Genomic DNA, 25,342 nt, shown 5'->3' with positions numbered 1-25,342 from the left:
GCCACTGTGCCCCGCGGTGCGGCCGGACGTCAGCGATCACGCTGTGGGCGCAATCGTGCGGCGAGGGCGGTGAGCATGAGGTCGACGGCGGTGTCGAAGGAGCTGCCGGCCATCAGGTGCAGGTGGCCGCGGACGGCGGACAGTGCGGGGAAGGCCTGTGGGTCGACCGTCGCGGAGCGGTATTCCTGGGTCCAGGCGCGCCGGTCGGCCTCGCGCTGGGCGCGCGGCAGCGCGAGGTGGGCGGCGTCGAGGGCGGCGTGGCCGAGGACGGTGTCGATGAACGCCAGGTAGAGGGGGACGGCGCTGTCCGGTGCGAAGCCCGCCCGCAGCAGGATGCCGATGCCCGCCTCCACGGCGCGGAACTCGTGTTCGCGGCGGGTGATCCGGTACGAGGCCATGGCGGCGGCGCGCGGGTGCGCGAGGTATCCGTCGCGGACCCGTACGGCCATGTCGCGCAGGGAGGCCTGCCAGTCGTCGCCGGGGGTGAAGCCGTCCATGGCGTCGCCGATGATGCGGTCGGCGACGGCGAGCAGCAGGTCGTCGGTGTTGTGGAAGTAGCGGTAGACCGCGCTGGGGTCGCAGCCGAGGGCCGCGCCGAGGCGGCGGACGCTCAGTGCCTCGGGGCCGTGTTCGCCGATGAGGCGCAGGGCGGTGTCGACGATGAGCGGGCCGGACAGCAGGACGCCCGAGCGGGTGGGGCGGCGGCGCTTGCGTTCCCGGGGGACGCGGTCGCCGGTGGCGGCGGTCATGGGCGGGCCCTTCTCTCGGCGTCGCGCACAGTGAAGGCGCCCGGGCCGCCTTATGTCAACACCATTGACGGTAGATGAACATGGCCTGTTTCATCACAACCCCGCGCGGCTCTTCCCCGTCCGTCCTCCCTCAGAGGAGCCCCAGATGCCGACCACCGGACCCGCCTCAGCCCCCGGACCCGGCAGATCCCCCGCCCAGTTGCGCCGTTCGCTGGGTGTCGTCGACGGCGTCGCCATCGCCGCCTCCAGCACCGCGGCCACCACCAGCATCGGCGTCGGTATGGGCGCGCTCGCCGCGACCGTCGGCCTGCAGGCTCCGGTCGTGCTGCTGCTGGCCTTCCTGCCCGTGCTCGGCATCGCGACCGCGTACGCCCGGCTCAACCGCTCCGAGCCGAACTGCGGCAACGGCTACACGTGGGTCGGTGCGACCCTGGGACCGTGGCCCGGTTTCCTGACCGGCTGGGTGACCCTCGCCGGTTCCGTGGTCTTCATGGCGTACACCAGCGCCATCACCGGCTCGGTGATCCTGGCGTTCGCGAACAAGGCGGGGCTCACCGAGGTCGCGGGGCTCGCCCTGGACCCGGGGTCGACCGCGGTGAGCACCGTACTGGGCCTGGTGGTCCTCACCGGAGTCACCGTCCTGGCCGTCACGGGGGTGCGGGGCGCGACCCGGCTGCAGGCCGGGTTGCTGGTCTTCGAGTACGCCGTGCTCCTCGTCTTCTGCGGCCTGGCGTTCCTGCGCGGCGGTCACGCGGTGCGGGCTTCCTGGTTCGACCCGTTCGCCGTCCACGACGGCACGGCCTTCGCCCAGGGCCTGGTGCTCGCGGTGTTCTTCTTCTGGGGCTGGGACGCGGCGTTCAGCGTCAACGAGGAGACCCGTGACGTCGGTGACTCCGCGCGCGGCGGCACGATCGCCCTGGTCGCGATGCTCGGCATGTTCCTCTTCGCCTCCGTGGCCTTCCAGCGTGAGATGAGCCTGTCGGAGCTGATCGAGAACGGCCCGCAGGCGCTGCCCTACCTCGGTGCGAAGCTCGCCGACGAGCCGTGGGCGAGCCTGCCGCTGCTCGCGCTGATGTTCTCGGCCGTGGCCTCCGTGCAGTCCTCGGTGATCCCCACCGCCCGCGGCATGCTGGCCATGGGACGGGACCGCACGATGGGGCCCGTCTGGACCCGGATCCACCCGCGCTTCGGCACGCCCGCCGTGGGCACCGTCCTGGTCATGGCCGTCGCCGCCGCCATCGCGCTGCTGGCGATGGCCATCCCGCGGCTCAACGACATGCTGCTGGCGGCCGTCAACTCCGTCGGGCTGCTGGTGGCCCTCTACTACGGCCTGACCGCGGTCGCCTGCGCCGTCCGTTTCCGTGGCGCGCTGCGCGCCGGGCCCCGCGAGGCACTGCTGTCCGTGGTGGTGCCCGGCCTGTCCGGCGCGGTGCTCCTGGGCGCCGGCTGCTACCTCGGCCATTCGTACGCCACGATGAGCGACCACTTCGAACTCAGCCCCGGCAACGGCTGGTTCATGCTCGCGCTGCCCGGCGGGATCGTCCTGGCCGGCCTGGTGATGGCCGCCTGCGCCAAGTACCTGCGACGCTCTCCCTACTTCGCCACCGGCCGCGGCACGGACGCGGACGCCCTGACGCTGCCGATGGACCGTACGACCGTCTGACGCACTGCCCGAAGCCCGAAGCCCGAAGCCCGAACCCGGAACCGCGCACCCGAACCGGAAGCCCGGCCCCCCGCGACCCCTGCCCCTGGAGCGCACGCCATGTCCCACCCGCACGCCGACCTCGTCCTTACCGGCGGCCCGGTGCACACCGTCGACCCCGTCCTCGGCCGGGCCACCTCGGTGGCCGTGCGCGACGGCCGCATCGCCGCCGTCGGCCACGACGAGGTACGGGAGCTGATCGGGCCCGGCACCGAGGTCGTGGACCTGGCCGGGAAGATGCTGCTGCCCGGTTTCCAGGACGCCCACGTCCACCCGCTCGGCGCCGGCATCGAGCTGGGCCAGTGCCATCTCGCGGAGGCCCACGAGGCGCGGGAGTACCTGCGGCTCGTCCGCGCCTACGCGGACGGGCATCCCGGCGCAGAGTGGATCACCGGCGGTGGCTGGTCGCTGGACGCCTTCCCCGGCGGCACCCCCACCGCCGCGCTCCTGGACGGCGTCGTCGCCGACCGTCCGGTCTTCCTGCCCAACCGGGACCACCACGGGGCCTGGGTCAACTCCCGCGCCCTGGAACTCGCCGGGATCACCCGGGACACCCCCGACCCCGCGGACGGCCGCATCGAGCGCGACGCCGACGGCAACCCCACCGGGATGCTCCAGGAGGGCGCCCTCCACCTCGTCGGCCGGCTCCTGCCGCCGGTCACCCCGGGCGAGCGGACCGCCGCGCTGCTGCGTGCCCAGCGCGTGCTGCACTCCCTGGGTGTCACCGCCTGGCAGGACGCCATCGTCGGCGACTACGCGAACATGACCGACCCGGTGTCCGCCTACCATGCCCTGATCGCCGACGGGCTGCTCACCGCGCGCGTCGTCGGTGCCCTGTGGTGGGACCGGGCCCGCGGCGCCGAGCAGATCCCCGAACTCGTCGAACGGCGGGCCGCCGTGAGCCGGGGCCGCTTCCGCGCCACCAGCGTCAAGATCATGCAGGACGGCATCGCGGAGAACGGGACGGCGGCGCTGCTCGGCCCCTACCTCACCGCCTGCGGTTGCGCCTCCGCCAACAGCGGCATCAGCTTCGTGGACCCCGCGGCGCTGGCGAAGCACGTCACCGAGCTGGACGCCCTCGGCTTCCAGGTGCACTTCCACGCCCTCGGCGACCGCGCCGTCCGTGAGGCGCTGGACGCGGTGGCGGCGGCCCGTTCGGCCAACGGCTTCCGTGACACCCGGCACCACCTCGCCCATCTGCAGGTCGTCCATCCGGACGACGTCGCCCGCTTCCGCGCTCTGGGCGCCACAGCGAACGTCCAGGCGCTGTGGGCCGCCCACGAGCCCCAGATGGACGAGCTCACCCTGCCGTTCCTCGGCCCCGAACGGGCCGCCTGGCAGTACCCGTTCGGCGATCTGCTCCGCTCCGGCGCGACGCTCGCCGCCGGCAGCGACTGGCCGGTCAGCAGCCCCGACCCGTTCCAGGCCCTGCACGTCGCGGTCAACCGCCGCACCCCGGACGCCCCGGACGGCACCCCCGTCTTCCTGCCGGAGCAGCGCGTCGACCTGGCCGCCGCCATCGCCGCCTACACCGCGGGGAGCGCGTACGTGAACCACCTCGACGACACCGGCACGGTCACCCCGGGCAAGCTGGCCGACCTCGTCGTCCTCGACCGCGACCCCTTCGCCGGGCCGCCCGCGGAGATCGCCGCGACACGGGTGCTGCAGACCTTCGTGGGCGGTCAGCGGGTCTACGCGGCGCCGGACGCGTAGGCGCCCCGGCCGGTCAGTCCTCTTCGGGGCGGTCGGGGCGGACGGCGATGTGGTCGGGTTCGAGTTCGAGCATGACGCGGTTGCGGATGTCGAGGGCGTGGGTGTAGTCGCGGGGGAGCTGGAGGCGGCCGGAGCGGTCGACGGTGGCGTATTCGCTGGCGTGGACGGTGGTGCGGCCTTCGTCGTCGACGCTGGTGCGGCGCAGGACTTCGGAGGCGGTGCGGCCGTCGCGGATGGCGACGGTACGGTCGACCGCGGTGGCCACGGCCTGGTCGTGGGTGACGACGACGATGGTCGTGCCGAGCTCCTTGTTGGCGGTGCGGAAGGCGCCGAAGACCTGCTCGCCGGTGGCGGAGTCCAGCTGGCCGGTGGGTTCGTCGGCCAGCACCAGGGAGGGGTGGTTGGCCAGCGCCACGGCGATGGCGGTGCGCTGCTGTTCGCCGCCGGACATCTGCTGGGGTCGGCGGTCGGCGGCGTAGCCGACGCCCATCAGGTCCAGCAGTTCGGTGGCGCGCTTGGCGCGTTCGGTGCGGCTCTTGACGCGGCCGGCAAGGCGCATGGGCAGGACGACGTTCTGCAGGGCGGTCAGGTAGGGCAGCAGGTTGCGTGAGGTCTGCTGCCAGACGAAGCCGACGACCTCGCGTTGGTAGCGCAGGCGCGCGGCGGCGTTCATGGCGAGCAGGTCGAAGCCGGCGACCGAGGCGGCGCCGGCGGTGGGGGTGTCCAGCCCGGCCAGGATGTTGAGCAGGGTGGACTTGCCGCTGCCGGACGCGCCGACCAGGGCCATCAGTTCGCCTTGCTGCACCAGCAGGTCCAGTCCCTGCAGCGCCTGGACCTCCACGCCCTGGGCGGTGAAGATCCGCACCAGCCGGTCGCAGACGATCAACGCGTCGTGCCCGTAGGCGGGCTGCTCCCGGCTCTCGGTGACGCGCCGTTCCAGGTCCGCCAGCGTGACGTTGCCGCGCTCGGCGGTGCCGGACGTGTTCTGAGTCATGATCGTTCACCCATCCGGAGTTCGGTTCCTTCTCCCCGTCGCCCTGTCAGCCAGGCCTGTACGGCCAGCACCACACAGGCCAGCAGCACCAGCGCGGCCGCAGGCACCAGCAGCGACGCCACGTCGGTGCGCAACACCGCCCCCGACAGGTCGGTGGCGGGCGTGCGGACGGTGAAGGCGAGTGCCACCAGGTCCACGCCCGGACGTACCAGCGGCACGGTGGCCATGCTCACCAGGACACCGCCCAGGGCGCCCAGCAGGACCTGCGGCAGCATCTCCAGCACCGCCAGCCACTGCCGCTGACCGCCCGCCATGCCCATCGTTCGCAGCCGCGCCAGCAACGCCTTGCGCTGCGGCGCGTTGTGGAGCAACGACAACAGCAACGCCAGCACGCTGTACCCCGCGCCCGCCGCCACCGCCGCCAGGTACACATGCCGTGCACCCGACTGCAGCGCCGACGTCGTCCCGTACGAGGCGCGCTGCTCGGTCCGCAGCGTGACCTGCGCCTTGGGCGCGGCCTTGGCCACGAGGGCGCGCAGCGCCTGCGCGTCGATACCGGTGCCCGTCGCATAGAGCGTTGAGGGACCGTGCGCCGGTTCCTTCGTCCCGGGTGCGACCTTCGCCAGGGCGGCCCGCGACACGATCAGGAACTCGTGGTTGGGGGCCGCCGGTGTGGCGTCCTGCGTGCCCACGACGCGCACCATGACCCGCCCGACCGAGGACCTGACGCTCTCGGGGTCGCCGACGCCATTCCCGAACTTTCGCGCGATCGCCGGGGAGGCGATGGCGGGAATGGGCTCCTTCGCGCCCGAGTCGAGCTTGCCGGCGGGGAAGTCGGCGCCCAGGCCGGTGGCCGCCACGAGCTGGGCGTACGGCTTCGGATCGACGACCAGCAGGTCGAACCGGTCCCTGTCGTTGATCAGTTTCTGCCCGGATTCGATCCGGACGCCGGTGACCTCCCGCACCCCCGTGACCTTGCGGATCTGTGCGGTCAGGCCCTGCGGCAGGGCGCCGTAGCTCTGCACGCGGGCGTCCGCGCCGACCGCGGTCACCGCGGCGTGGTCGCGTCCCGACTCGACGCCGGCGAGTACGGATCCGCCGAAGGAGGTGACCGTGAGGGCAACGAGCACGGCCAGCAGTGGCAGCGCCGTGGTGGAGGGGGCGCGTCCGGCGCGGGCCAGGCCCAGGTGCAGCACCGCTCCGTTGAGCCGTGCGAAGGGCCGTGCCAGCAGCCGCACCGGCCAGGGGTACAGCCGCAGCAGCACCAGCGCGGCGACCACCGCCAGCAGCACCGGCGCCGCGGCGGTCAGTACGTCCGCGCCGCCGTCCGCCGTGCCGCGCTGCCGCAGTGCCACCACGGCGCCGGCGACGACGACCACGACCGCCAGCTCGGTCACCGTGCGGCGCCGCGACGGCCGTGCCGCGACGATGTCCTCACGCTGCTCGGGGCGCGGCCGGCGGGCCGTCGCGGCCGCCCGCAGCGGCAGGCTCACCGTGGCCAGGACGGCCACGGCGGTGGCCGACCACACGGCGAGCGCGGCGCGTTCGGCCGGCAGCAGGAGCAGCGCCACGGCCAGGCCGGCCGCAGCTGACGGCACCGCCACGACCGCGCTCTCCGCCAGCAGTCGGCCGGTGAGCGCGCCCAGGCTGATGCCGCGGGCCCGCAGCAAGGTGAACTCGGCCCTGCGCCGGGCCGCCGACAGGCCCGCCGCCATCAGCAGCACGACGGCGCCGACGGTACCCACGCCGACGGCGGCGACCAGGACCAGCGGCTGGGCGGCGGTGCGTTCGGCGACGAAGGGGCCGAGGAGTTCGGCGAGTCCCTGCTCCTCGACACGCAGGCCGCGCTGCCGGGTCTGCAACTGCGCCGCGGCAGGGCCCGCCGTCAGCGCGGACAGCCGGTCGCGCAGCGCGGGGACGTCCTGCGCGGTGAGAGCGTCGACGTCCGCGGGGTGGTGCCAGTAGGCCAGAGCGCCGTCCTGCAGACTCAGCAGGGCCTTGGTGGCGTTCTGGTCGATGAGCGCGGTGAAGTGCCAGTAGCGTACGGGATCGTTGCCCGGGCTGGGCAGCGAGCGCAGGCTGGGCCTGCGCAGGTCGGACTCCGCGTTCCACCAGGCGGCGCCGGGTGTCCGCGGAGTGACGATCCCGGTGACCCGAACGGTCATGACGGATCCGACTGCGTCCTGGAGGTGGAAGGCCGAACCGGTGCGCAGTTTCATGGCCTTGGCGGTGCGGTCGGTGATCACCGCTTCGACGCCGTGGGCGTCGGCGCCGGGCCGGGGCAGACGTCCCTCGAGGAGCCGGGTGTTCGCCGCGAGGTCGGGCTGGGCCACCAGGGTGCTCTTCGGGGGGAGCGGGTCCACCGCGGGGAACCGGGTCAGTCCGGGGTCGGTGGCGACCGTTTCCACGGAACGCACGCCGTACACGGTCCGGTCCGCGTCCAGCGCCAGCGGAGGCCGCACGAGACGCTGGAACTGCGCCTCCGTCGCCTTCAGCGACCGCGGGGTGAGCAGCGCCTCGGGGCCGAAGGGGACGGACAGCTGGGAGACCTGGAGCGACATGGTGACGCTGCGGTTCGGCATCGAGGCGTGTGACACGGTGTCACGCAGCGCGGTGTCCTCGTAGCCCTCGACGGCCCGCGGCAGGGCGGCCGCCAGGAACGCGGTGACGAACACCAGCGCGGCCAGGGCCAGCGTCCCGCCGGGGGCGGCGCGCAGCCGGGCGCGGATCCAGGAGACGTCACCGCTGCGTCGGGAACGGGGCTCGGCCACGTCATTCACCTCCTTGGCGCCGCAGCGCCTGGGCCGGGTCGGCGGACCGCCACGCGGTGAGCATGACGCCGAGCAGGGGCAGCACGGTGACGGCGATCAGCAGCACGGCCAGTGGGCCGGACGGCAGTTCCACCCGGACCTCGGGGACCGGGCTCTGCGCGCGGGCCGTCAGGACGATCAGGGGGACGACCTGCCGGGTCAGCAGTCCGCCGAGTACGGCGCCCACGCCCACCGCGACCAGGACCAGCAGGCCCTGTTCGGCGGCGATCACCCGGGCGAGCCAGCGGCGTGGGGTGCCCAGCGCCCGCAGCATCGCGAACTCCTGGGAGCGTTCGCGCAGCGCTCCGGCCGCCGCGACGACGTAGCCGACCGCGGCCAGCACCGCGGCGGTCACCACGGCGGCGGGCAGCGCGGACACCGGCCCGGCGCCGAGCGGATCGCGTTGCAGCTCGGTCCGCTGCTCGTCGCGCACCAGGAGCGAGGTGATGTCGCCGCGGGCCCGCAAGGCGGCGGCGACGCGGGCGGTCGCGCCGGGCTCGGCCGCCAGCCACCACTCGCCGGGTGCCAGGGAGCCCTGGTCGGTCCCGTTCAACAGAGTGTTGACGGAGCGCAGGTCCAGCAGCAGCGCCCCGCCGTCGGTGTCCTTGTCCTTGGGTGCGGCGGTGGGCAGGGCGCGGACGGCGGCGGTGACGCGGACCGGCACGGTCGCGCCGGCCAGCTGGATCCGCACCGGGTCGCCCACCTTCGCGCCGACCGCCCGCAGGAAGGAGTCGGTGGCAACCCCCGTCAGCGCGGCCGGGGCCTTCGGTCCCGAGGTCACGATCACGGTCGCCTGGTCGAAGCCGCTCGGCATGTACCCCTCGAGGAGCATCTGGCCGGTGTCGTACTCGACGGTCAGCGGTGTGCCCCCGCCGGAGCGCGGACTGCCGGCCCGTGTGGAGACGAAGCCGCGATCGGGGTCCTCGGTGAAGTCCCGGTTGCCCATGAGGGCGTGGGCCTGCCAGGCGGAGCGGGCCGGTACGGGTACGGCATGCGTGGCGCCGTCGGCGGCCACCGCCTGCAGGGCTGTGACGGACAGGCGGTGGTGTTCGGACGACCGGGGCACGGAGAAGCCGGCCTTGATCCCGGTGAGGCGCAGCGGCCCGGCCGGGCCGGCGCCGGGGGCCCGGCCCGCCTCGGTGGCGAAGTCCGCCTCCAGGACGTGGGGTCGGCCGTCGGCGGGGACCTCGCCCAGCGCGATGGTGTAGGGGACGCCGTAGCGGTCGGTGAAGGTCGCCGACAGCCGGTCGCCGATCTCGCTCGCCCTCGCGCGGCCGCGGGCGTCCCGGGCCTGCAGGCGGACGGTCAGGCGGAGCCGTGCCCCATCGTCCGGCAGCGTGAACCCGGCGTCCCGCGAGGCGGCGTCCTCCGTGGGACGCAGGGAGCGCAGCAGGTCCGGGAACGGCCGGTCGGTGAGGTCGTCGCGCAGACCGGTCACCCGGGAGGCCGTGGCGGTGTCCATCGCCAGCACCGTCGCCTCGCGGCCCCGGGGCAGCGGCACCGTGCTGCGGTTCGCCGGGGTCACCGCGGCGATCCCGGAGACGTGGTCGTAGACGCCGCCCTGTCCGAAGGGCTGCGTGGAGGTACCGGCGACGCGGACGTCCGCGCCCGTCATGAAGTCGGCCTGGTCGCGCTGGGACCGCTCCCAGCTCGCGTTCTCGCCGATCGCGAACATGCTGATCGACACCGCGAGGACCAGCAGCAGGGCCGGGCCGGCGCCGCGGCCGCTCCGCCGGGCCAGCTGCCATCCGGCCAGCGCGGTCGGCAGGCCTCGGGAACCGGCCGCCAGCCGCTCCCCGAGGCGGGCGGCCAGCGGCAGCAGACGCAGCGCGAGCACGGCTCCCGCCAGCAGGCAGATCGCGGGGGCCACGATGAGCACCGGATCGAGTCCGAGCTTCCCCGTGGTGTCGGTGGACAGCGCGCCCGTCCCGCCGTCGCGCCGGGACAGCTGCCAGTAGCCCAGGCCTGCCACGAGAAGCAACGCCAGGTCGGTGCCCGCCTGCACGGCACCCGGCAGCGCGCCCTTGCGGGTCCGTGCCTGCCGTTCGACTGCGTAGGTGCCCGTGCGGCGGAGCGCCGGTGAGGCCACCGCCACGGCGCAGGCGAGCGCGGCCAGCACGCCCGCCCACCAGGCCGTGGCGGTCGGTACCTCCAGCCGGACGTCCGCCCGCGCCAGGGCCCCGTGCCCGGCGAGCAGTCGCACCAGCGGCCCGGTCAGGAGCGGTGCGAGCAGTGCCGCGGGCAGCGCCAGCAGCAGTGCCTCGGCGGAGGCCAGGCCCGCGACGCGGGAGCAGGAACCGCCGCGGGCCCGCAGCTGGGCGGTCTCCTCGGAGCGTTCGCTGGCGAGCAGGCCGGCGACGAGCATCAGCGCCAGGCCCGCGAGGACGATCAGCTGCAACGCGCTGATGAGCAGCGTCGAGCGGCTCACCAGCAGATTGCGGTTGAGGTCGGCCGCCAGGGCGGGCAGCTCGCTGCTCGCCGTCGTCTCCCCCTTCAACACCGTGTCGTCCAGCTGCCCCACCGTCCGGCGGACGTCCTGGCCGACGCGGTCGAGGCGGGCGGTGGTCACGGCGGAGAAGTCTGCCCCCGCCGTCCACTGGACCTCGGCGGCCGGGACCACGCCCGAAGCAAAAGCCCGGGGATCGGTGAGCATCGGGCCGTAGGTGGTGAACGACAGCGTCCGCACGCCGCGCCCGGCAAGCGGGTCGAGCCGCCAGTACAGCGCGGACGGGTCCACGGGCTGGTACAGGCCGGTCAGCCGGACGCGCAGCGGCGGCCCGCCGCGGCGGTCGGCGAGCGTGATCACGTCTCCCGGCGTCACGCCGAGGGCCTTCGCGGCCGTGTCGGGCAGCGCGACGGGCACCGGGCCTTCGGCCTCCGGGGCGTCCGGGAAGGTGCCCTCGACCATGGTCACCCGGGAGCGGTCGAACGTGGCGAGCAGCGTGAGGTCCGGGTTGTCCGAGCGTGGCGCACCGGCGGGGCGCAGCTGCGTCGGCAGTCCGTACGCACCGGAGCGGGTACTGGACGAGACCCGCGCCGGCAGCCCGTCGTAGGCCCCCGCGAGGGTCTTGCGCACGCGGGGGTCCAGACCTCCGGTGTCCTGGTCCGTCACCTCGGACGTCACGTCGATCAGCGTCCTGGCGGCCGATGGCCCCTGGAGCGCGCGCCGCAGCCCCGCGTCCCCGACCGCGGCGCTGAACGCGGCCAGCGTGGCCACGGCGCAGGTGGTCAGGACGACGGACAGCAGCGCGGCGCCCAGCAGCAGCCGGTGCGCGCGCAGGCGCAGCAAGACGAAGCCCGGCACCAGTCCCCCCGTTCTCGATGCCCGTAACAGTGTGTTGCGAGTGGTCGACCAGATCACCGCGGAGCGGTGAGGAGTGACACAGACTACGCCCATGTCATGACGTGATCGCACACGTGTCCCCACCGTCACGCTGCGGTGAGGTCAGGAATGGGCGCGCGGATATGATCATCGCATCCGCGATGCCGTGCTCGTTACCACCGTGTGAACAGTGGTAACGAGAGAGCCCCTTATGCTGGCGGGCATGAGCGAGGGACTGCTGGAACGGCGGGAGGGCCCGGCGGGCGACGGGGCCGGCTCCGAGGCGATGGTCGTGGTGGAGGACCTGGTGCGCACCTTCGGCACCGGGGACACCGCGGTGCACGCCCTGGGCGGGGTGTCCTTCTCCGTGGCCCGGGGTGAACTGGTCGCGCTCAAGGGCCGCTCGGGCTCGGGCAAGACGACCCTGCTGAACATCATCGGCGGCCTGGACCGCGCCGACGCCGGCCGCGTCACCGTCGACGGCACCGTCCTGAACGGCCTGGGCGAACGCGAGCTGCTGGCCCTGCGCCGCGACCGCATGGGCTTCGTCTTCCAGTCCTTCGGCCTGCTGCCCATCCTCACCGCCGCCGAGAACGTCGGCGTCCCCCTGCGACTGCGCAACACCCCCCGCGGCGAACGCGAGGACCGCGTCGCCCTCCTGCTCTCCCTGGTCGGCCTCCAAGGCCACGCCGGCCAGCGCCCCGGCGAGATGTCCGGCGGCCAGCAGCAACGCGTCGCCATCGCCCGCGCCCTGGCCAACCGCCCCGCCCTGATCATCGCCGACGAACCCACCGGCCAGCTCGACGCCGACACCGGCCGCGCCGTCATGGAACTCCTGCGCGCCGTCGTCCACAGCGAAGGCGTCACCGCCCTCGTCGCCACCCACGACCCCCAGCTCCTCGCCCTCGCCGACCGCGTCCTGGAACTGCGCGACGGCCACATCACCCCCACCGACTGACCCACGTCCCGGGGCCGCCGCGCCTCCGCCGCCGGCCGGCACGGTGCAGCGCCAGGCCGGACCAGCCGGCCAGGACGAGTCCCACCGCGGTGAACCCCGACCAGAACAGCAGGGGCCCGTGCCCGACGTCACGGCGGGCGACGACCCGCTCGGGACGGTCGGCCCGGTAGACGATGGGGAGCCGGTCCCCGTGGTTCACCTGGCGGCGGTTGGTGCCCGGCGGCAGCGGGTGGGTCACCTCGGCGCCCGCCACGGTGAAGGTCACCCACAGCCGGCCGTCGCCGGAGGCGTCGCGGGCCTCGCGGACCGTGCCCACCGTGTGCACGCCGTAGCGCACGGCCAGGGTGTCCCTGGCCGTCGCGGTCAGCAGCCAGACGCCCGCCGCGAGGAACACCACGCCGGCCAGCAGGAGCGCCAGGGGATGCGCGGAGCCCTCGCCCGAGCCCCGCCCTTCCGATCGCCGGCCGCCTCGCATCGGTTCGTCCTGTGCGTCCCGTGCCCCCATGGAAGCAATTTACGGGAACCACCAGGCCCTGCGGGAGACCGAGTTGGGGGTGTGCCACGCCCACCGAAACGTCCGGGACGACGACCTCGTCGCCGTCGGAGGCCTGGCCGGCCACCTGGTGCCCGGTGACATACCGCGTGCGCGGCTGGAGGAGGCCGCCGCGCGGTTCGCCCGTGCCGCGGGGCGGCCCGCCGCCCGCACCGCCATCGGCCGACCGCGTCCGTTCCGTTTCGTCGCATCCCGGGCCGACCCGCATCCCGGGCCCTGCCACCCCGGCACCCGGCACCCGGCGCCGCTCACCGTGCCCACCGGGACGTCCGGCACGCGGATCTCCCCGTCCGCGGCCGGCGCACCCCGTAGGCTGGCGCGTGCAGCTGGTTCGCCCCGTCCGCCAGGCGGGATGCGTCGCAAGAGGGAACCCGGTGGGAATCCGGGACTGCCCCGCAGCGGTGAGCGGGAACGACCGCCGTCATACGCACTGGACGCGCAAGCGTCCGGGAAGCGACGGCCAGTAGGTGTCTGCCCGGCAGACGTGCCCGTGAGTCCGAAGACCTGCCACTGCCCGTGCCCCGCGGTGGGGCGCGGTTCCACCGGGACCTCGTGGGCGGGTCGGCGGCGGCCTTCGTGTGCCGTGCCGACGTCCCGTGCCGGGGTCCGTGCGAACTCGCGAAGGAGAGTTCCATGGCACTCACGCACATCGGTGCGACCCTCCACGGCTACCCGCGGCAGGGTCCCGACCGGGAGCTCAAGCGGGCCCTCGAGGGCTACTGGGCGGGCCGCGTCGGGGCGGAGGACCTGCTCGCGACCGCCGCGTCCGTCCGGGCGGGCGCCCGGCGCCAGATGCGCGCGGCGGGCATCACCGAGATCCCGACCGGCGGCTTCTCGCTCTACGACCACGTCCTGGACACGGCCTGGGCGGTCGGCGCCGTCCCCGCGCGCTACCGCGCGGGCGAGGTGACGGAGCTGGACGCCTACTTCGCCGCCGCGCGCGGCACGGCGGAGCTGGCGCCGCTGGAGATGACCAAGTGGTTCGACACCAACTACCACTACCTGGTGCCGGAGATCGGCCCCGGCACCGGCTTCGCCCCCGACCCGCGGGGGCAGCTCGCGCAGTACGCCGAGGCCCGGCGCGAAGGCCTGACGGCCCGTCCGGTGCTGCTGGGCCCGGTCAGCTTCCTGCTGCTGTCCAAGCCCGCGCCCGGCGCCGGCGCGGGCTTCACACCGCTCGCGCTGCTGGACCGGCTGCTGCCGGTCTACGCGTCCCTCCTGGCGGACCTGCGGGCCGCGGGCGCGGAATGGGTGCAACTGGACGAGCCCGTACTGGTCCAGGACCAGCCGCGTGCCGTGCTCGACGCCACCGCCCGCGCCTACCGCGAGCTCACCGCCGCCGCGGACCGGCCGCAGGTGCTGGTCGCCACCTACTTCGACGCCCTCGGGGAGGCCCTGCCCGTCCTCGCGCAGTCCCCCGTGGAGGGGCTGGCCCTGGACTTCACCGGCCCCGCCGCCGGGAACCTCGACGCGCTCGCCTCCCTCGGCGGCCTGCCCGGCAAGCGCCTGGTCGCCGGGGTCGTCGACGGCCGAAACGTCTGGGCCGACGACCTGGAGGCCTCGCTCGCCACCCTGGCCACCCTGCTGGGCCTGACCGACCACCTCGACGTGGCGCCCTCCTGCTCCCTCCTCCACGTCCCCCTGGACCTGGCACGGGAACGCACCCTCGACCTGCAGGTCACGCGCTGGCTCGCCTTCGCCCGGCAGAAGCTCGACGAGACCGTCACCCTGGCGCGCGCCCTGTCCGAGGGCCGCGAGGCCGTCGCCCCGCAACTGGCCGCGAGCCGTGCCGCCCGGGCCTCACGTGCCGCCTCCGCCCTCACCCACGACCCCGCCGTACGGGCCCGCTGCGCGGCCGCCGGTCCCGACGACGCCCGCCGCCCCCAGCCGTACGCGGAACGCGCCGCGGCGCAGCGGAACCGGCTCGGCCTGCCGCCGCTGCCGACGACGACCATCGGCTCGTTCCCGCAGACCGCCGACCTGCGCGCCGCCCGCGCGGCCCTGCGGGGGGGGGAAGCTGACGGCGCAGCAGTACGAGGAGCGGATCGCCGCCGAGATCCGCGAGGTCGTCGCGTTCCAGGAGAAGGCGGGTCTGGACGTCCTCGTCCACGGGGAGCCCGAACGCAACGACATGGTGCAGTACTTCGCCGAGCGGCTGGACGGGTTCCTCGTCACCCGGCACGGCTGGGTGCAGTCCTACGGGAGCCGCTACGTCAAGCCGCCGGTCCTCGTCGGCGACGTGTCACGGCCCGCGCCCATGACGCTGCGCTGGACCTCCTACGCGCAGTCGCTCACCGGCAGGCCCGTCAAGGGCATGCTCACCGGCCCGGTCACGATGCTCGCCTGGTCCTTCGTCCGCGACGACCAGCCGCTCGCCGACACCGCCCGCCAGGTCGCCCTCGCCCTGCGCGACGAGGTCGCCGACCTGGAGGCGGCCGGGACCGCGGTCATCCAGGTCGACGAACCCGCGCTGCGCGAGAGCCTGCCGTTGCGCGCCGCCGCCCGCCCCGGCTACCTGGCGTGGGCCACCGAGGCCTTCCGCCTCGCCACCTCCGGGGTCCGCGCGGACACCCAGGTCCACACCCACATGTGCTACGCGGAGTTCGGGGAGATCCTGCCGGCCATCGAGGCCCTGGACGCGGATGTCATCAGCCTGGAGGCCGCCCGCTCCCACATGGAGATCGCGGGTGAGCTGGCTGCCGCCGGCTACCGGCGGGAGGCCGGCCCCGGGGTGTACGACATCCACTCGCCGCGCGTCCCCTCGGAACGGGAGATCTCCGACCTCATCGACCGGGCGCTGCGGGCCCTGCCCGCCGAACGGCTGTGGGTCAACCCCGACTGCGGTCTGAAGACCCGGGCCCCGGGCGAGGTCCGTGCCGCGCTGGAGAACCTGGTGGCCGCCGCGCGCCGGGTGCGGGGGTGAGCGGGATGGCCCCGCGGTACAAGACCCCGGCCGACTCGGCCGTCACGCTCGCCCACATCATGAGCGAGCACGACACCAACCTGTACGGGACCGTCCACGGCGGGGTCGTGATGAAGCTCGTCGACGACGCGGCGGCGGCGGCCGCGGCCCGGCACGCCTCGGGCCCCGCGGTGACCGTCTCCGTGGAGGGGATGGCCTTCCTCCACCCGGCGCACGCCGGTGACCTGCTCACCGTCCACGCGGTCGTGGAGCACGCGGGCCGCACCTCGATGGACGTCGGCGTCCGCGTCACCGCCGAGCGCTGGGACACCCCGGGCCCTGCGACCGACGTCGTCACGGCGCACCTGGTCTTCGTGGCCACCGGCGCCGACGGCAGGCCCCGGCCGGTGGCGGAGCTCAGGCCGGCGTCGGCCGAGGACGAGCGGCGGCACGCCCGGGCGCTGCGCCGCCGCGCCCTGCGCGCCCGGCAGGCCGAGGCGGGCTGACCAGGGGGCCGGGCGGGGCGGCCGGCGGCCCCGCCCGGCGCCCGCCCCGCGTGGCCCGGGACCGGCGCCCCCTCCCAGCCGGAGGGGGCGTCTTGCCCGGGTCGTGGTGTTACGTATAACGTTCGCGCATGTCCCGTATCGCCCTGGTCACCCTCGTCGTCCGCGACTACGACGAGGCCATCGCCTTCTACACCGGCGCCCTCGGCTTCGAGCTCGTCGAGGACGAGCCGCGCCCCGGCGGCAGCCGGTGGGTCGTCGTGCGCCCGCCCGGCGGCGCCGCGGGCAGCGGGCTGCTGCTCGCCCGCGCCAAGAACGACGCGGAGCTGTCGCGGGTCGGCGACCAGACCGGCGGACGGGTCGGCTTCTTCCTGCACACCGAGGACTTCGCGGGCGACCACGCGCGGATGAGCGCCGCGGGGGTGACCTTCCTGGAGGAGCCCCGCCACGAGGCGTACGGCTCGGTCGTCGTCTTCCAGGACCCGTACGGGAACCGCTGGGACCTCCTCCAGCCCGCCGCCACCGCCCCCGCCGACCAGGAGCACACCGCGTGACCGCCCTCGACACCGACCTGATCCGCCGGCTCCCCAAGGCCGTTCTCCACGACCACCTGGACGGCGGCCTGCGCCCGGCCACCCTGGTCGAACTGGCCGCGGAGATCGGCCACACCCTGCCCGCCACCGACCCCGGCGAGCTGGCCGCCTGGTACTACGACGCCGCCAACTCCGGCGACCTGGTCCGCTACATCGCCACCTTCGAGCACACGATCGCGGTGATGGGCAACCGCGAGGGCCTGCTGCGCGTCGCCGAGGAGTACGTGCTGGACCTCGCCGCCGACGGCGTCGTCTACGGCGAGGTGCGCTACGCGCCCGAGCTGCTGGTGCACCGGGGCCTGAGCTTGGCCGAGGTCGTCGAGACCGTCCAGCAGGGCCTGGCCGCCGGCATGGCGAAGGCCGCGGCCGCGGGCACGCCGGTCCGTGTGGGCACGCTGCTGTGCGCGATGCGCATGACCGACCGCAGCCGCGAGGTGGCCGACCTCGCCGTCGCGTACCGCGACGCGGGCGTCGTCGGCTTTGACATCGCGGGCGCCGAGGACGGCTTCCCGCCCGCCGACCACCTCGCCGCCTTCGAGCACCTGCGCCGCGAGAACGTGCCCTTCACCATCCACGCGGGCGAGGCCCACGGCCTGCCCAGCATCCACCAGGCGGTGCAGGTCTGCGGCGCGCTGCGGATCGGCCACGGCGTCCGCCTCGCCGAGGACATCGTGGACGGCAAGCTCGGCCGCCTCGCGGGCTGGATACGCGACCGCCGCATCGCACTGGAGGTCTGCCCGACCTCCAACCTCCAGACGGGCGCCGCCACCTCCATCGCCGAGCACCCCATCACCCTCCTGCGCGACCTCGGCTTCCGCGTCACCCTCAACACCGACAACCGCCTGGTCTCGGCGACCACCATGACCCGCGAGATGGAGCTGCTCGTCACCGAGGCGGGCTGGACGGCGGAGGACCTGCGCGAGGTCACCGTCAACGCGCTCAAGAGCGCGTTCCTCCCCTTCGACGAGCGGAACGCGATCATCCGCGACGTTGTCCTGCCGGGCTACGAGACGGTGCTCGCCGCGGGCAGCTGACCCCCGACGGGGGTGCCGGCCCGGCTCCCGGTCCGGTACCCCGCGTGCGGCGTCCGAGGCGGTGCGCGTGCCGGGGCCGGGGAGGCCCGGTCCGCCCTTGACGCCACCGGGTCCCGTGCGAATGATGGCGCCCTCACCTGTCCGCAGGTCTCCACAGGGGGAGCCGTCACGTGACCCGCGCGCACCACCGTCCCCGTACCGTCCTCGCCATGAGTGCCGAGACCCGTGACGCCGTCCTCGGCGACGCGGCCCTCGAACGCCTCTGCCGTGCCGCCCGCGTCGACCCCGCCCTGCTCGTCGAGGACTTCGGGGACCCCGCGGTGGCGGAACCGCTCGCCGAGGCTGAGGTGCTGCTCACCGGCTGGGGCTGCCTGCCGCTGGACGAGGCGGCGCTGGCCCGCATGCCCGCGCTGCGCGCGGTCGTCCACGCCGCCGGATCGGTCAAGCAGCACGTCACCGACGCCGTGTGGCGGCGCGGCATCCAGGTCTCCACCGCCGCCGCGGCCAACGCGCTGCCGGTGGCCGAGTACACAGTCGCCGCCGTGCTGTTCGCCAACAAGCGCGTGCTGGCCTCGGCGCAGGCCTACCGGGAGGCCCGCGACCGGCCGGAGCCCCCCGACATGCCGGCCGGCATCGGCAACTACCGTCGCACCGTGGGGGTCGTCGGCGCCTCCCGCATCGGGCGGCGGGTCATCGAGCTGCTGCGCCCCTTCGACCTGCGCCTGCTCGTCCACGACCCCTACCTCGACCCCGGCGAGGCGGTCGCGCTCGGTGCGGAACCGGTGGAGCTGGACCAACTGTGCCTGCTCGGCGACGTGGTCACCGTCCACGCCCCCGAACTTCCCGAGACCCGGCGTCTGTTCGACGCCGCGCGCCTGGCGCTGCTGCGGAACGGGACCACGCTGATCAACACCTCGCGGGGCTCGCTGGTCGACACCGCCGCCCTCACCGCCGAACTGGTCTCCGGCCGGCTGCACGCCGTCCTCGATGTCACCGACCCCGAGCCGCTGCCCGCCGACTCGCCGCTCTACGACCTGCCGAACGTCCTGCTGACCCCGCACGTCGCCGGATCGCTCGGCGGCGAGCTGGCCCGGCTCGCCGACACCGCGATCGAGGAGATCGAACGCCTCGCCCGCGGCGCGCCCCTCGCCCACGCCGTCCACCGCGACGCGCTCGCACGCTCCGCCTGAGGAAGGACCGCATGGCCGCCCCCGTCCCGACCCCGGCCCAACTCGCCTGGCAGGAAGCGGGATTCGGCGTCTTCCTGCACTTCGGAATCAACACCTTCAACGGGCGGGAGTGGAGCGACGGCACCCTGAACCCGGCGACCTTCGCCCCCACGGCGCTGGACGCCCGCCAGTGGGCCCGCACCGCGGCCGAGGCGGGCGCCGCCTACGTGGTGCTCACCGCCAAGCACCACGACGGCTTCTGCCTGTGGCCCACCGCCACCACCGGCTACTCGGTGGCCGCCTCCCCCTGGAGGGACGGCGCCGGTGACGTCGTGGGCGAACTCGCCGGGGCCTGCCGCGCGTACGGACTCGGCCTGGGCCTGTACCTGTCGCCCTGGGACCGCAACGCGCCCTGCTACGAGGATCCGGAGGCGTACGACGACCTGTACGTCCGCCAGCTGACCGAACTGTGCACCCGCTACGGCCCGCTGTACGAGCTGTGGTTCGACGGCGCCGGGTCCGAGGGCCGCACGTACGACTGGGAGGCGATCGCCGCGGTCGTCGACGCGCACCAGCCGGACGCCATGGTCTTCAACATGGGCCGCCCCACGATCCGCTGGGTGGGCAACGAGGACGGTCTCGCCTGCGACCCCTGCCACTACGCCGTGGACTCCACCGGCATCAGCGTCTACGACGCGGGGCGGGCCGCCCTGGACCAGGTGCGCTACCTGCCGCCCGAATGCGACGTCCCGCTGCGCGCCAACTGGTTCTGGCAGCCCGACGACCTGCACACCCTCAAGAGCCACGACCATCTGCTGGCCATCTGGTACCGCTCGGTCGGCCTCGGCGCCGGGCTCCTGCTCAACGTGGCCCCCGACCGCCGCGGCCTGGTCGACGACGCCGACCGCGCCCGGCTGCTGGAGTTCACAGGCGAGCTGCGCCGGCGCTTCGCCGCCCCCGTCGAGGCCCTGCTGACCCGGGAGGACGACCACACCTGGACCGCCCAGTTCCCCGGCCCGGTCGTGCTCGACCACCTCGACCTGGCGGAGGACCTGACGGGCGGACAGCGCGTCCGGGAGCACACCGTCCACGCCGGCGGCCGCACCGTCGCCCGGGGCCGCACCGTCGGCGTCCGCCGCGTCCACGTCTTCCCCGAGCGGGAGGTGACCGGCCTGCGCATCCGCCTCACCGGCGACGGCGCGGCCCTGCGCCGCGTCACGGGCTACCGCACGGGCTGCGCGACGATGCCGGAGCTCCCTCAGGTGCGACCGGTGCCGCGGTAGAGGTCCAGTTCGGCGTCGAGTTCGAGGGCGAGGACGGTGGCGTACGGGTCCAGGGCGTCGGGGGAGGGCGCGTCGATCCAGGTGACTCCGGGCACGTCGTGGAGCCCGCCGGTCACGTGGTGGCCCAGCTCCGCGCCCGTGCCCACCACCGACACGCGGCGGACGCGGTTGCGCAGGCCGCGCAGCGCGATCGTCTCGCGCGGGGCGTCGAAGCACACCAGGTACAGGGTGCGGCGGTCGGCGGACAGGGTGCTGGGGCCGTAGTGGTGCCCGGCCGGCAGGCCGGCGACGGTGCCGTACACGGCGTCGGCGTGGCCGCGGATCCAGTCGCCGAGGCCCTCCAGGCGGGCCGTCTGCTCCGGGGTGATGGTGCCGTCCTCACGGGGGCCGACGTCCAGCAGCAGGTTGCCGCCGGCGCCGATCGTCTCGGTGAAGTAGCGGACCAGCTGGCGCACCGACTTGTGGCGGTGGTCGGTGTGCTGGAAGCCCCAGGAGTCGTTGACGGTCAGGCACAGCTCCCACGGCCCGGCCGGCGGTTCGACGGGGATGCCCTGCTCGGGTGTGGCGTAGTCGCCGTGGCTCAGCATGCGCGCGTTGAGGACCGTCTCCGGGTTCCCGGCGAGGATCCGCGCGGCCAGGGCGTCCAGGCCCCACTGCTCCTCGCTGCGCTCCCACTCGCCGTCGAACCACAGCAGGTCGGGCCGGAAGCGGTCGACCAGCTCGCCGACCTGGGCGTCGCGGTAGGCGAGGTAGCGCTCCCAGGCGGCCGGGTCCTCCTTGCCGTCCGCCGGGGCGGCGAAGGGGCTGGTCGCCACGTCCTCCGTGGGCGGGGCGGGGTGGACGACGCTGGGGTAGTCCGGGTGGTTCCAGTCCGAGTGGGAGTAGTAGAGCCCGACCTTCAGGCCGTGTTCGCGCAGCGCCTGCGCGTACGGGGCGATCAGGTCGCGCCCGGCCGGGGTGTGCCGGACGACCGACAGGTCGCCCTGCGCGGTGTCCCACAGGGCGACGCCGTCGTGGTGCCGGGCGGTCAGCACCGCGTAGCGGGCGCCCGCGCGGGCGAAGAGCCCGGCCCAGGCGCGCGGGTCGTACCGCGCGGCGGTGAACCCGTCGAGCTGGCGCATGTACCGCTCGTGGGGGACCTCACCGTTGTAGAAGGCCCAGGACTCGGGCACGCCGTCGACCGCGTAGATCCCGTAGTGGATGAAGATGCCGAGCTTGGCGTCGGCGAACCACGGCTGCAGGGGCATGGCTGACGAGTCCTCGGGGAGGGGGAAGACGACCGCGGGTGCGGGGATACGTCGGAGGAGTCCTGTCCTCCGCCCCGACCCTAAGGGGGATCGGGGTGACTGACAAGAAAGACCTCCGATGTATCGCCGCACCCGCTCCCGCGGCGGCTCGGCCGCTACTTCACCGACCCGGCCATGACCCCCTCCACGAAGTGGCGCTGGAAGGCGAAGAAGACCGCCAGCGGCACGATCAGCGACAGGAAGGCCCCCGGCGCCAGCACGTCGATGTTGGAGCCGAACTGCCGCATCTGGGACTGCAGGGCGACCGTGAGCGGCTGCGAGCCGCTGTCGGCGAAGATCAGCGCGACGAGCATGTCGTTCCAGACCCACAGGAACTGGAAGATGGCCAGGCTCGCGATCGCCGGACGGCCCACCGGCAGCACCAGCTTCCGGAAGATCGTCCACTCCGTCCCGCCGTCCATGCGGGCGGCCTCCAGCATTTCGCGCGGGATCTCCGCGAAGTAGTTGCGCAGCAGGAAGATGGCGAACGGCAGCCCGTACGCCACGTGGAAGAGGACCACGCCCGAGGTCGTGCCGAACAGTCCCACCGCCCCGAACAGCCGGGCCACCGGCAGCAGTCCGATCTGCACCGGCACCACGAGCATGCCGACGACCACCAGGAAGACCCAGTCGCGCCCCGGGAACTCCAGCCAGGCGAAGGCGTACCCGGCCAGGGCGGCAAGGACCACGACGGCGGCCGTGGCGGGCACCGAGATCAGGACGGTGTTCCAGAACGCCTGGGTGATCCCGCTGTCCCCGAGGATCGCGGAGTAGTTGTCGAAGGTCAGCGACCCGGGGTGGACCAGGGCGGTCCACCAGCCGGAACCGGCGTTGTCGTCGGCGTTCCGCAGCGAGGAGACGAACAGTCCGGCCGTCGGGGTGAGCCAGATCAGCGCGACGACCGTCAGCAGGACCTGGACGAGCCCCCCGCGCAGCACCGCGACCAGCCGGCCCGCCACGGAGGGACGCCCGGGGGGCCGGCCGGAGGTCCCGCCGGGCGGGGTGGGCGGAGCGGGGTGCGGAGCGGCGGTCTGCACGGTCATCGGTTGCTCCTGCGGAAGCGTCGGATGTTGAGGGCCATGGCCGGCAGCACCAGCAGCAGGAGGACGACGCCGATCGCGCTGCCCAGGCCCTGGTTGTTGCCGCCGCCGAAGGAGACCAGCCACATCTGGAGCGCCAGGACGTTGGCGTCCTCCTGCACCGGGCCCGGCGCGATGATGTACACGAGGTCGAAGACCTTCATCACGTTGATCACCAGCGTCACGAAGACCACGCCCAGCACCGGCGCGAGCAGCGGCACGGTGATCCTGCGGAAGATCTGCCACTCGCCCGCGCCGTCCATCCGGGCGGCCTCCAGCGTCTCGCGCGGCAGCGAGGACAGCCCGGCGCCGATCAGCACCATGGAGAAGCCGGTCCAGATCCACAGGTAGGCGCCGATGATCGCCGGGGTGATCAGTGTCGGGCCGAGCCAGTCGATGCCCGCGTACGGTTCCGCGAAGTTCTTCCCGGGCAGGCGGACGCCGTACGGGCCGTCCCCGGCTCCTGCGAAGCGGAAGGAACCGTCGTCACCGGTGGTCGTGGTGGCGACCACGGCATCACCCTTGGTCAGTTCCACCGCCATGTGCGGCAGGCCGCGCTCCTGGGGGTCCACGGCGCCGGGCGTGCCCCCGCCGCCCGGGACGAAGTCCAGGTAGACCACGCCGGTGACGGCGTCGTCGGAGACCTGCGCGGGCGCGGCCGGGCGGGCCTGCTTCGGCAGGGACGCGGGCGGCAGGCCGACCAGGCCCAGCGTGACGTCCTTGCCCGGCTCCACCCGCGCGACCGCCTGGTAACCGCCGTCGCCCGACTCCTTCAGCACGTCCGTGCCGCGGGGCCGGGCGCCGGGGTAGGCGGAGGAGTCGTTGAAGGTGTCGTGGACGGCGACGGCGACCGCGTTCATGACGCCGCGCTGCGGGTCCTGGTCGTACACCAGGCGGAAGGTGATGCCCGCGGCGAGGAAGGAGACCGCCATCGGCATGAAGATCAGCAGCTTGAAGGCGGTGGCCCAGCGGATCTTCTCGGTGAGCACGGCCAGGACCAGGCCGACGCCGGTGAGCAGCGCCGGCGCGGCCACGACCCAGATCGCGGTGTTGCGGACGGCCTTGAGGGTGGCCGGGTCGCTGAACATCTCCTGGTAGTTGGCGAGTCCCACGAAGCGGTCGCCGCTCGCGTCGAACAGGCTGCGGCCGACCGAGAAGAGGATGGGGTAGCCGACGAGGGCGCCGAGCAGGGCGAGCGCCGGGAGCGCGAAGACGATCGCCGTGATGCGGGCCCGGCGTGAACGCCGCCGGACGGAGGCCGGGGCGGTGCCGCCCGCCGGGGCGGGCGGCACCTTGCGGGTGAGGGCGGACATGATCCGGCCTCAGCCCTTGTACGCCTTGGCGGCCGCGGCCTCGAGCTTCGCCGCGGTGGCCTTCGGGTCCGACGGGTCGCGCAGGAAGTCCTGCAGGATCTTCCACTCGCCCTTGCCGGGCGTGCCGCCGAAGGCGGGCGGGGTCTGGTCGGACATGTCGAAGCGCACCGTGTCACCGGCGTCGACCAGGGACTTGGCGGCCGTGCGCAGGGTGTCGTCCGCGTAGGAGGCGGGGTCCAGCTTGGTGTTGGGGGAGAGGAAGCCGCCCGCCTTGGCCCAGATCTGCGCGGCCTCGGGGGTGGCCAGGTAGGCGATCAGCTCCATGGCGGCCTTGGCGTTCTTGCCGGACTTCAGCGCCACGGCGGCCTCGCCGCCGCCGACCACCGGTGCCGGGCCGCCGTCGACCGAGGGGAAGGGGAAGAACTTGGCGTCCTCGCCGACCTTGCCGCCCAGGTCACCCGAGATGACACCGCCGACGAAGTCGCCCTCGTAGACCAGGCCGGCCTTGGGGCTCTTGCCGAAGACGTGCGCGACGGAGTCCGGGAAGCTGGTGGCCAGGGCGCCCTTGCGGCCGCCCGCGAGCAGGTCGTCCTCGCCGAACAGCTGGGACAAGGTGGTGAGCGCCTTGACGACGGTGGGGTCGCTCCACGGGATCTCGTGCCGGGTCAGCTTGTCGTAGTTCTCCGGGCCGGCCTGGGAGAGGTAGACGTTCTCGAACCAGTCGGTGAGCGTCCAGCCGTCCGAGCCGCCGACGGCGAAGGCGGGCAGGCCCGAGTCGGAGACGGCGCGGGCGGCGTCCAGCATCTCCGCGAAGGTCTTGGGCGGCTGCACGCCGGCCGTCTCCAGCGCCTGCGGGCTGTACCAGACCGTCGACTTGTCGGAGGTCTTGAAGTACAGGCCGTAGTAGGTGCCGTCGACCGTGCCGAACGTCTGCCAGATCTTGGCGTAGTTCTTCTCCGCGGCGCCCTTCACCTCCGGCGACAGCGGCTGGAGCCAGCCCTTGCCCGCGAACTCCTTGAGCACACCGGGCTGCGGCACCATCGCGACGTCGGGCGAGTCACCGCCCTCGACCTTGCTGCCCAGGACGGTCGCGAAGTTGTCGCCGGTGGAGACGTACGCCACCTTCGCCCCGGTCTTCGCGGTGAAGCCGTCCAGGACCTTCTGGAAGTTCTGCTGCTCGACGCCGGTCCAGACGGCCGCGACGGTGACGGTCTGGCCCTTGAGCTTCTGGGCGCCGGCCGCCGGGCCGGAGTCGGAGGAGGCCTTGGTGTCACCGCCGCAGGCGGTGGTCGCGAGGGCCAGACCGCATATGGCGGTGGCCGCGACGAGGGTGCGCTTCATCGGGGTGGTGTCCCTTCTTCGGTGGAGTGGTGCGGAAC

The 25,342-nt window shown here is 74.0% G+C and carries 17 protein-coding genes, 1 pseudogene and 1 riboswitch; of the genes and pseudogenes, 9 read left to right on the top strand and 9 right to left on the bottom strand.

Annotated elements, in window-relative coordinates; genetic code table 11:
- Window positions 1–29 precede the first annotated feature (29 nt).
- Window positions 30–749 carry a TetR/AcrR family transcriptional regulator gene (locus OG937_08815; protein ID WUD71789.1) on the bottom strand — a complete coding sequence of 240 codons (720 nt, stop codon included), beginning with the start codon at window positions 747–749 and terminating at the stop codon, window positions 30–32.
- A 145-nt stretch (window positions 750–894) separates the two neighbouring features.
- On the opposite strand from OG937_08815, the gene OG937_08810 reads away from it, so the two are divergent.
- Window positions 895–2,412, top strand: coding sequence for an APC family permease (locus OG937_08810; protein ID WUD71788.1), 1,518 nt, complete (start codon window positions 895–897; stop codon window positions 2,410–2,412).
- A 99-nt stretch (window positions 2,413–2,511) separates the two neighbouring features.
- Complete coding sequence (locus tag OG937_08805; protein ID WUD71787.1) at window positions 2,512–4,164, top strand: amidohydrolase; 1,653 nt, start codon at window positions 2,512–2,514, stop codon at window positions 4,162–4,164.
- A 13-nt stretch (window positions 4,165–4,177) separates the two neighbouring features.
- On the opposite strand, the gene OG937_08800 is transcribed toward OG937_08805, so the two are convergent.
- Genes OG937_08800 through OG937_08790 form a run of 3 tightly spaced genes read right to left on the bottom strand, consistent with a single transcriptional unit; the run spans window position 4,178 to window position 11,272 of the window.
- Window positions 4,178–5,158, bottom strand: a complete 981-nt coding sequence (locus tag OG937_08800; GenBank protein WUD71786.1) for an ATP-binding cassette domain-containing protein — start codon at window positions 5,156–5,158, stop codon at window positions 4,178–4,180.
- Window positions 5,155–7,929, bottom strand: a complete 2,775-nt coding sequence (locus tag OG937_08795; protein ID WUD71785.1) for a hypothetical protein — start codon at window positions 7,927–7,929, stop codon at window positions 5,155–5,157. The genes OG937_08800 and OG937_08795 overlap by 4 nt, the downstream gene beginning before the upstream one ends.
- Window position 7,930: 1 nt before the next feature.
- Window positions 7,931–11,272 (bottom strand): ABC transporter permease, encoded by a 3,342-nt coding sequence (locus OG937_08790; GenBank protein ID WUD71784.1) that lies wholly within the window; start codon window positions 11,270–11,272, stop codon window positions 7,931–7,933.
- Window positions 11,273–11,576: 304 nt separating this feature from the next.
- On the opposite strand from OG937_08790, the gene OG937_08785 reads away from it, so the two are divergent.
- Window positions 11,577–12,248, top strand: a complete 672-nt coding sequence (locus OG937_08785) for an ABC transporter ATP-binding protein (protein ID WUD78678.1) — start codon at window positions 11,577–11,579, stop codon at window positions 12,246–12,248.
- Here OG937_08785 and OG937_08780 read toward each other — a convergent pair.
- Window positions 12,232–12,753 carry a hypothetical protein gene (locus OG937_08780; protein ID WUD71783.1) on the bottom strand — a complete coding sequence of 174 codons (522 nt, stop codon included), beginning with the start codon at window positions 12,751–12,753 and terminating at the stop codon, window positions 12,232–12,234. The two genes, OG937_08785 and OG937_08780, sit on opposite strands and share 17 nt — an antisense overlap.
- Window positions 12,754–13,128: 375 nt before the next feature.
- A riboswitch (cobalamin riboswitch) is annotated at window positions 13,129–13,311 on the top strand.
- Window positions 13,312–13,434: 123 nt separating this feature from the next.
- On the opposite strand from OG937_08780, the pseudogene metE reads away from it, so the two are divergent.
- The 6 genes and pseudogenes from metE (at window position 13,435) to OG937_08750 (ending at window position 20,285) form a co-directional block, all read left to right on the top strand.
- Window positions 13,435–15,724 (top strand): annotated as a pseudogene (gene metE / locus OG937_08775) (5-methyltetrahydropteroyltriglutamate--homocysteine S-methyltransferase).
- Between the two features lie 5 nt (window positions 15,725–15,729).
- Window positions 15,730–16,209, top strand: coding sequence for an acyl-CoA thioesterase (locus OG937_08770; protein ID WUD71782.1), 480 nt, complete (start codon window positions 15,730–15,732; stop codon window positions 16,207–16,209).
- A 128-nt stretch (window positions 16,210–16,337) separates the two neighbouring features.
- Window positions 16,338–16,760: a VOC family protein gene (locus OG937_08765; protein ID WUD71781.1), complete on the top strand. Its 423-nt coding sequence runs from the start codon at window positions 16,338–16,340 to the stop codon at window positions 16,758–16,760.
- Window positions 16,757–17,833, top strand: a complete 1,077-nt coding sequence (locus OG937_08760; protein ID WUD71780.1) for an adenosine deaminase — start codon at window positions 16,757–16,759, stop codon at window positions 17,831–17,833. The genes OG937_08765 and OG937_08760 overlap by 4 nt, the downstream gene beginning before the upstream one ends.
- Before the next feature lie 209 nt (window positions 17,834–18,042).
- Window positions 18,043–19,023 (top strand): hydroxyacid dehydrogenase, encoded by a 981-nt coding sequence (locus OG937_08755; protein ID WUD71779.1) that lies wholly within the window; start codon window positions 18,043–18,045, stop codon window positions 19,021–19,023.
- Window positions 19,024–19,034: 11 nt separating this feature from the next.
- Complete coding sequence (locus tag OG937_08750; GenBank protein ID WUD71778.1) at window positions 19,035–20,285, top strand: alpha-L-fucosidase; 1,251 nt, start codon at window positions 19,035–19,037, stop codon at window positions 20,283–20,285.
- Here the strand turns inward: OG937_08750 and OG937_08745 are convergent.
- The 4 genes from OG937_08745 to OG937_08730 all read right to left on the bottom strand — a co-directional run bounded on the left by OG937_08745 (window position 20,261) and on the right by OG937_08730 (window position 25,304).
- On the bottom strand, window positions 20,261–21,532 hold the full coding sequence (locus tag OG937_08745) for an alpha-L-fucosidase (protein ID WUD71777.1): 1,272 nt from the start codon (window positions 21,530–21,532) through the stop codon (window positions 20,261–20,263). The genes OG937_08750 and OG937_08745 overlap by 25 nt on opposite strands.
- A 155-nt stretch (window positions 21,533–21,687) precedes the next feature.
- Window positions 21,688–22,518, bottom strand: a complete 831-nt coding sequence (locus tag OG937_08740; protein WUD78677.1) for a carbohydrate ABC transporter permease — start codon at window positions 22,516–22,518, stop codon at window positions 21,688–21,690.
- 92 nt (window positions 22,519–22,610) lie between these two features.
- Window positions 22,611–23,963, bottom strand: a complete 1,353-nt coding sequence (locus tag OG937_08735; GenBank protein WUD71776.1) for an ABC transporter permease subunit — start codon at window positions 23,961–23,963, stop codon at window positions 22,611–22,613.
- 9 nt (window positions 23,964–23,972) lie between these two features.
- Window positions 23,973–25,304, bottom strand: coding sequence for an ABC transporter substrate-binding protein (locus OG937_08730; protein WUD71775.1), 1,332 nt, complete (start codon window positions 25,302–25,304; stop codon window positions 23,973–23,975).
- Window positions 25,305–25,342 lie beyond the last annotated feature (38 nt).

It is taken from the genome of Streptomyces sp. NBC_00510, from assembly GCA_036013505.1.
In the GTDB taxonomy this organism is placed as follows: Bacteria; Actinomycetota; Actinomycetes; order Streptomycetales; family Streptomycetaceae; genus Actinacidiphila.
Note: the sequence above shows the minus strand (reverse complement) of the source record. Positions and strands in the feature narration are given on the sequence as shown.

Coding starts and splice junctions, on each gene's coding strand:
- OG937_08730 (WUD71775.1), bottom strand. CDS start 25,304: ATGAAGCGCACCCTCGTCGCGGCCACCGCCATATGCGGTCTGGCCCTC.
- OG937_08750 (WUD71778.1), top strand. CDS start 19,035: ATGGCCGCCCCCGTCCCGACCCCGGCCCAACTCGCCTGGCAGGAAGCG.
- OG937_08755 (WUD71779.1), top strand. CDS start 18,043: ATGAGTGCCGAGACCCGTGACGCCGTCCTCGGCGACGCGGCCCTCGAA.
- OG937_08765 (WUD71781.1), top strand. CDS start 16,338: ATGTCCCGTATCGCCCTGGTCACCCTCGTCGTCCGCGACTACGACGAG.
- OG937_08780 (WUD71783.1), bottom strand. CDS start 12,753: ATGGGGGCACGGGACGCACAGGACGAACCGATGCGAGGCGGCCGGCGA.
- OG937_08735 (WUD71776.1), bottom strand. CDS start 23,963: ATGTCCGCCCTCACCCGCAAGGTGCCGCCCGCCCCGGCGGGCGGCACC.
- OG937_08800 (WUD71786.1), bottom strand. CDS start 5,158: ATGACTCAGAACACGTCCGGCACCGCCGAGCGCGGCAACGTCACGCTG.
- OG937_08810 (WUD71788.1), top strand. CDS start 895: ATGCCGACCACCGGACCCGCCTCAGCCCCCGGACCCGGCAGATCCCCC.
- OG937_08785 (WUD78678.1), top strand. CDS start 11,577: ATGGTCGTGGTGGAGGACCTGGTGCGCACCTTCGGCACCGGGGACACC.
- OG937_08805 (WUD71787.1), top strand. CDS start 2,512: ATGTCCCACCCGCACGCCGACCTCGTCCTTACCGGCGGCCCGGTGCAC.
- OG937_08745 (WUD71777.1), bottom strand. CDS start 21,532: ATGCCCCTGCAGCCGTGGTTCGCCGACGCCAAGCTCGGCATCTTCATC.
- OG937_08815 (WUD71789.1), bottom strand. CDS start 749: ATGACCGCCGCCACCGGCGACCGCGTCCCCCGGGAACGCAAGCGCCGC.
- OG937_08770 (WUD71782.1), top strand. CDS start 15,730: ATGGCCCCGCGGTACAAGACCCCGGCCGACTCGGCCGTCACGCTCGCC.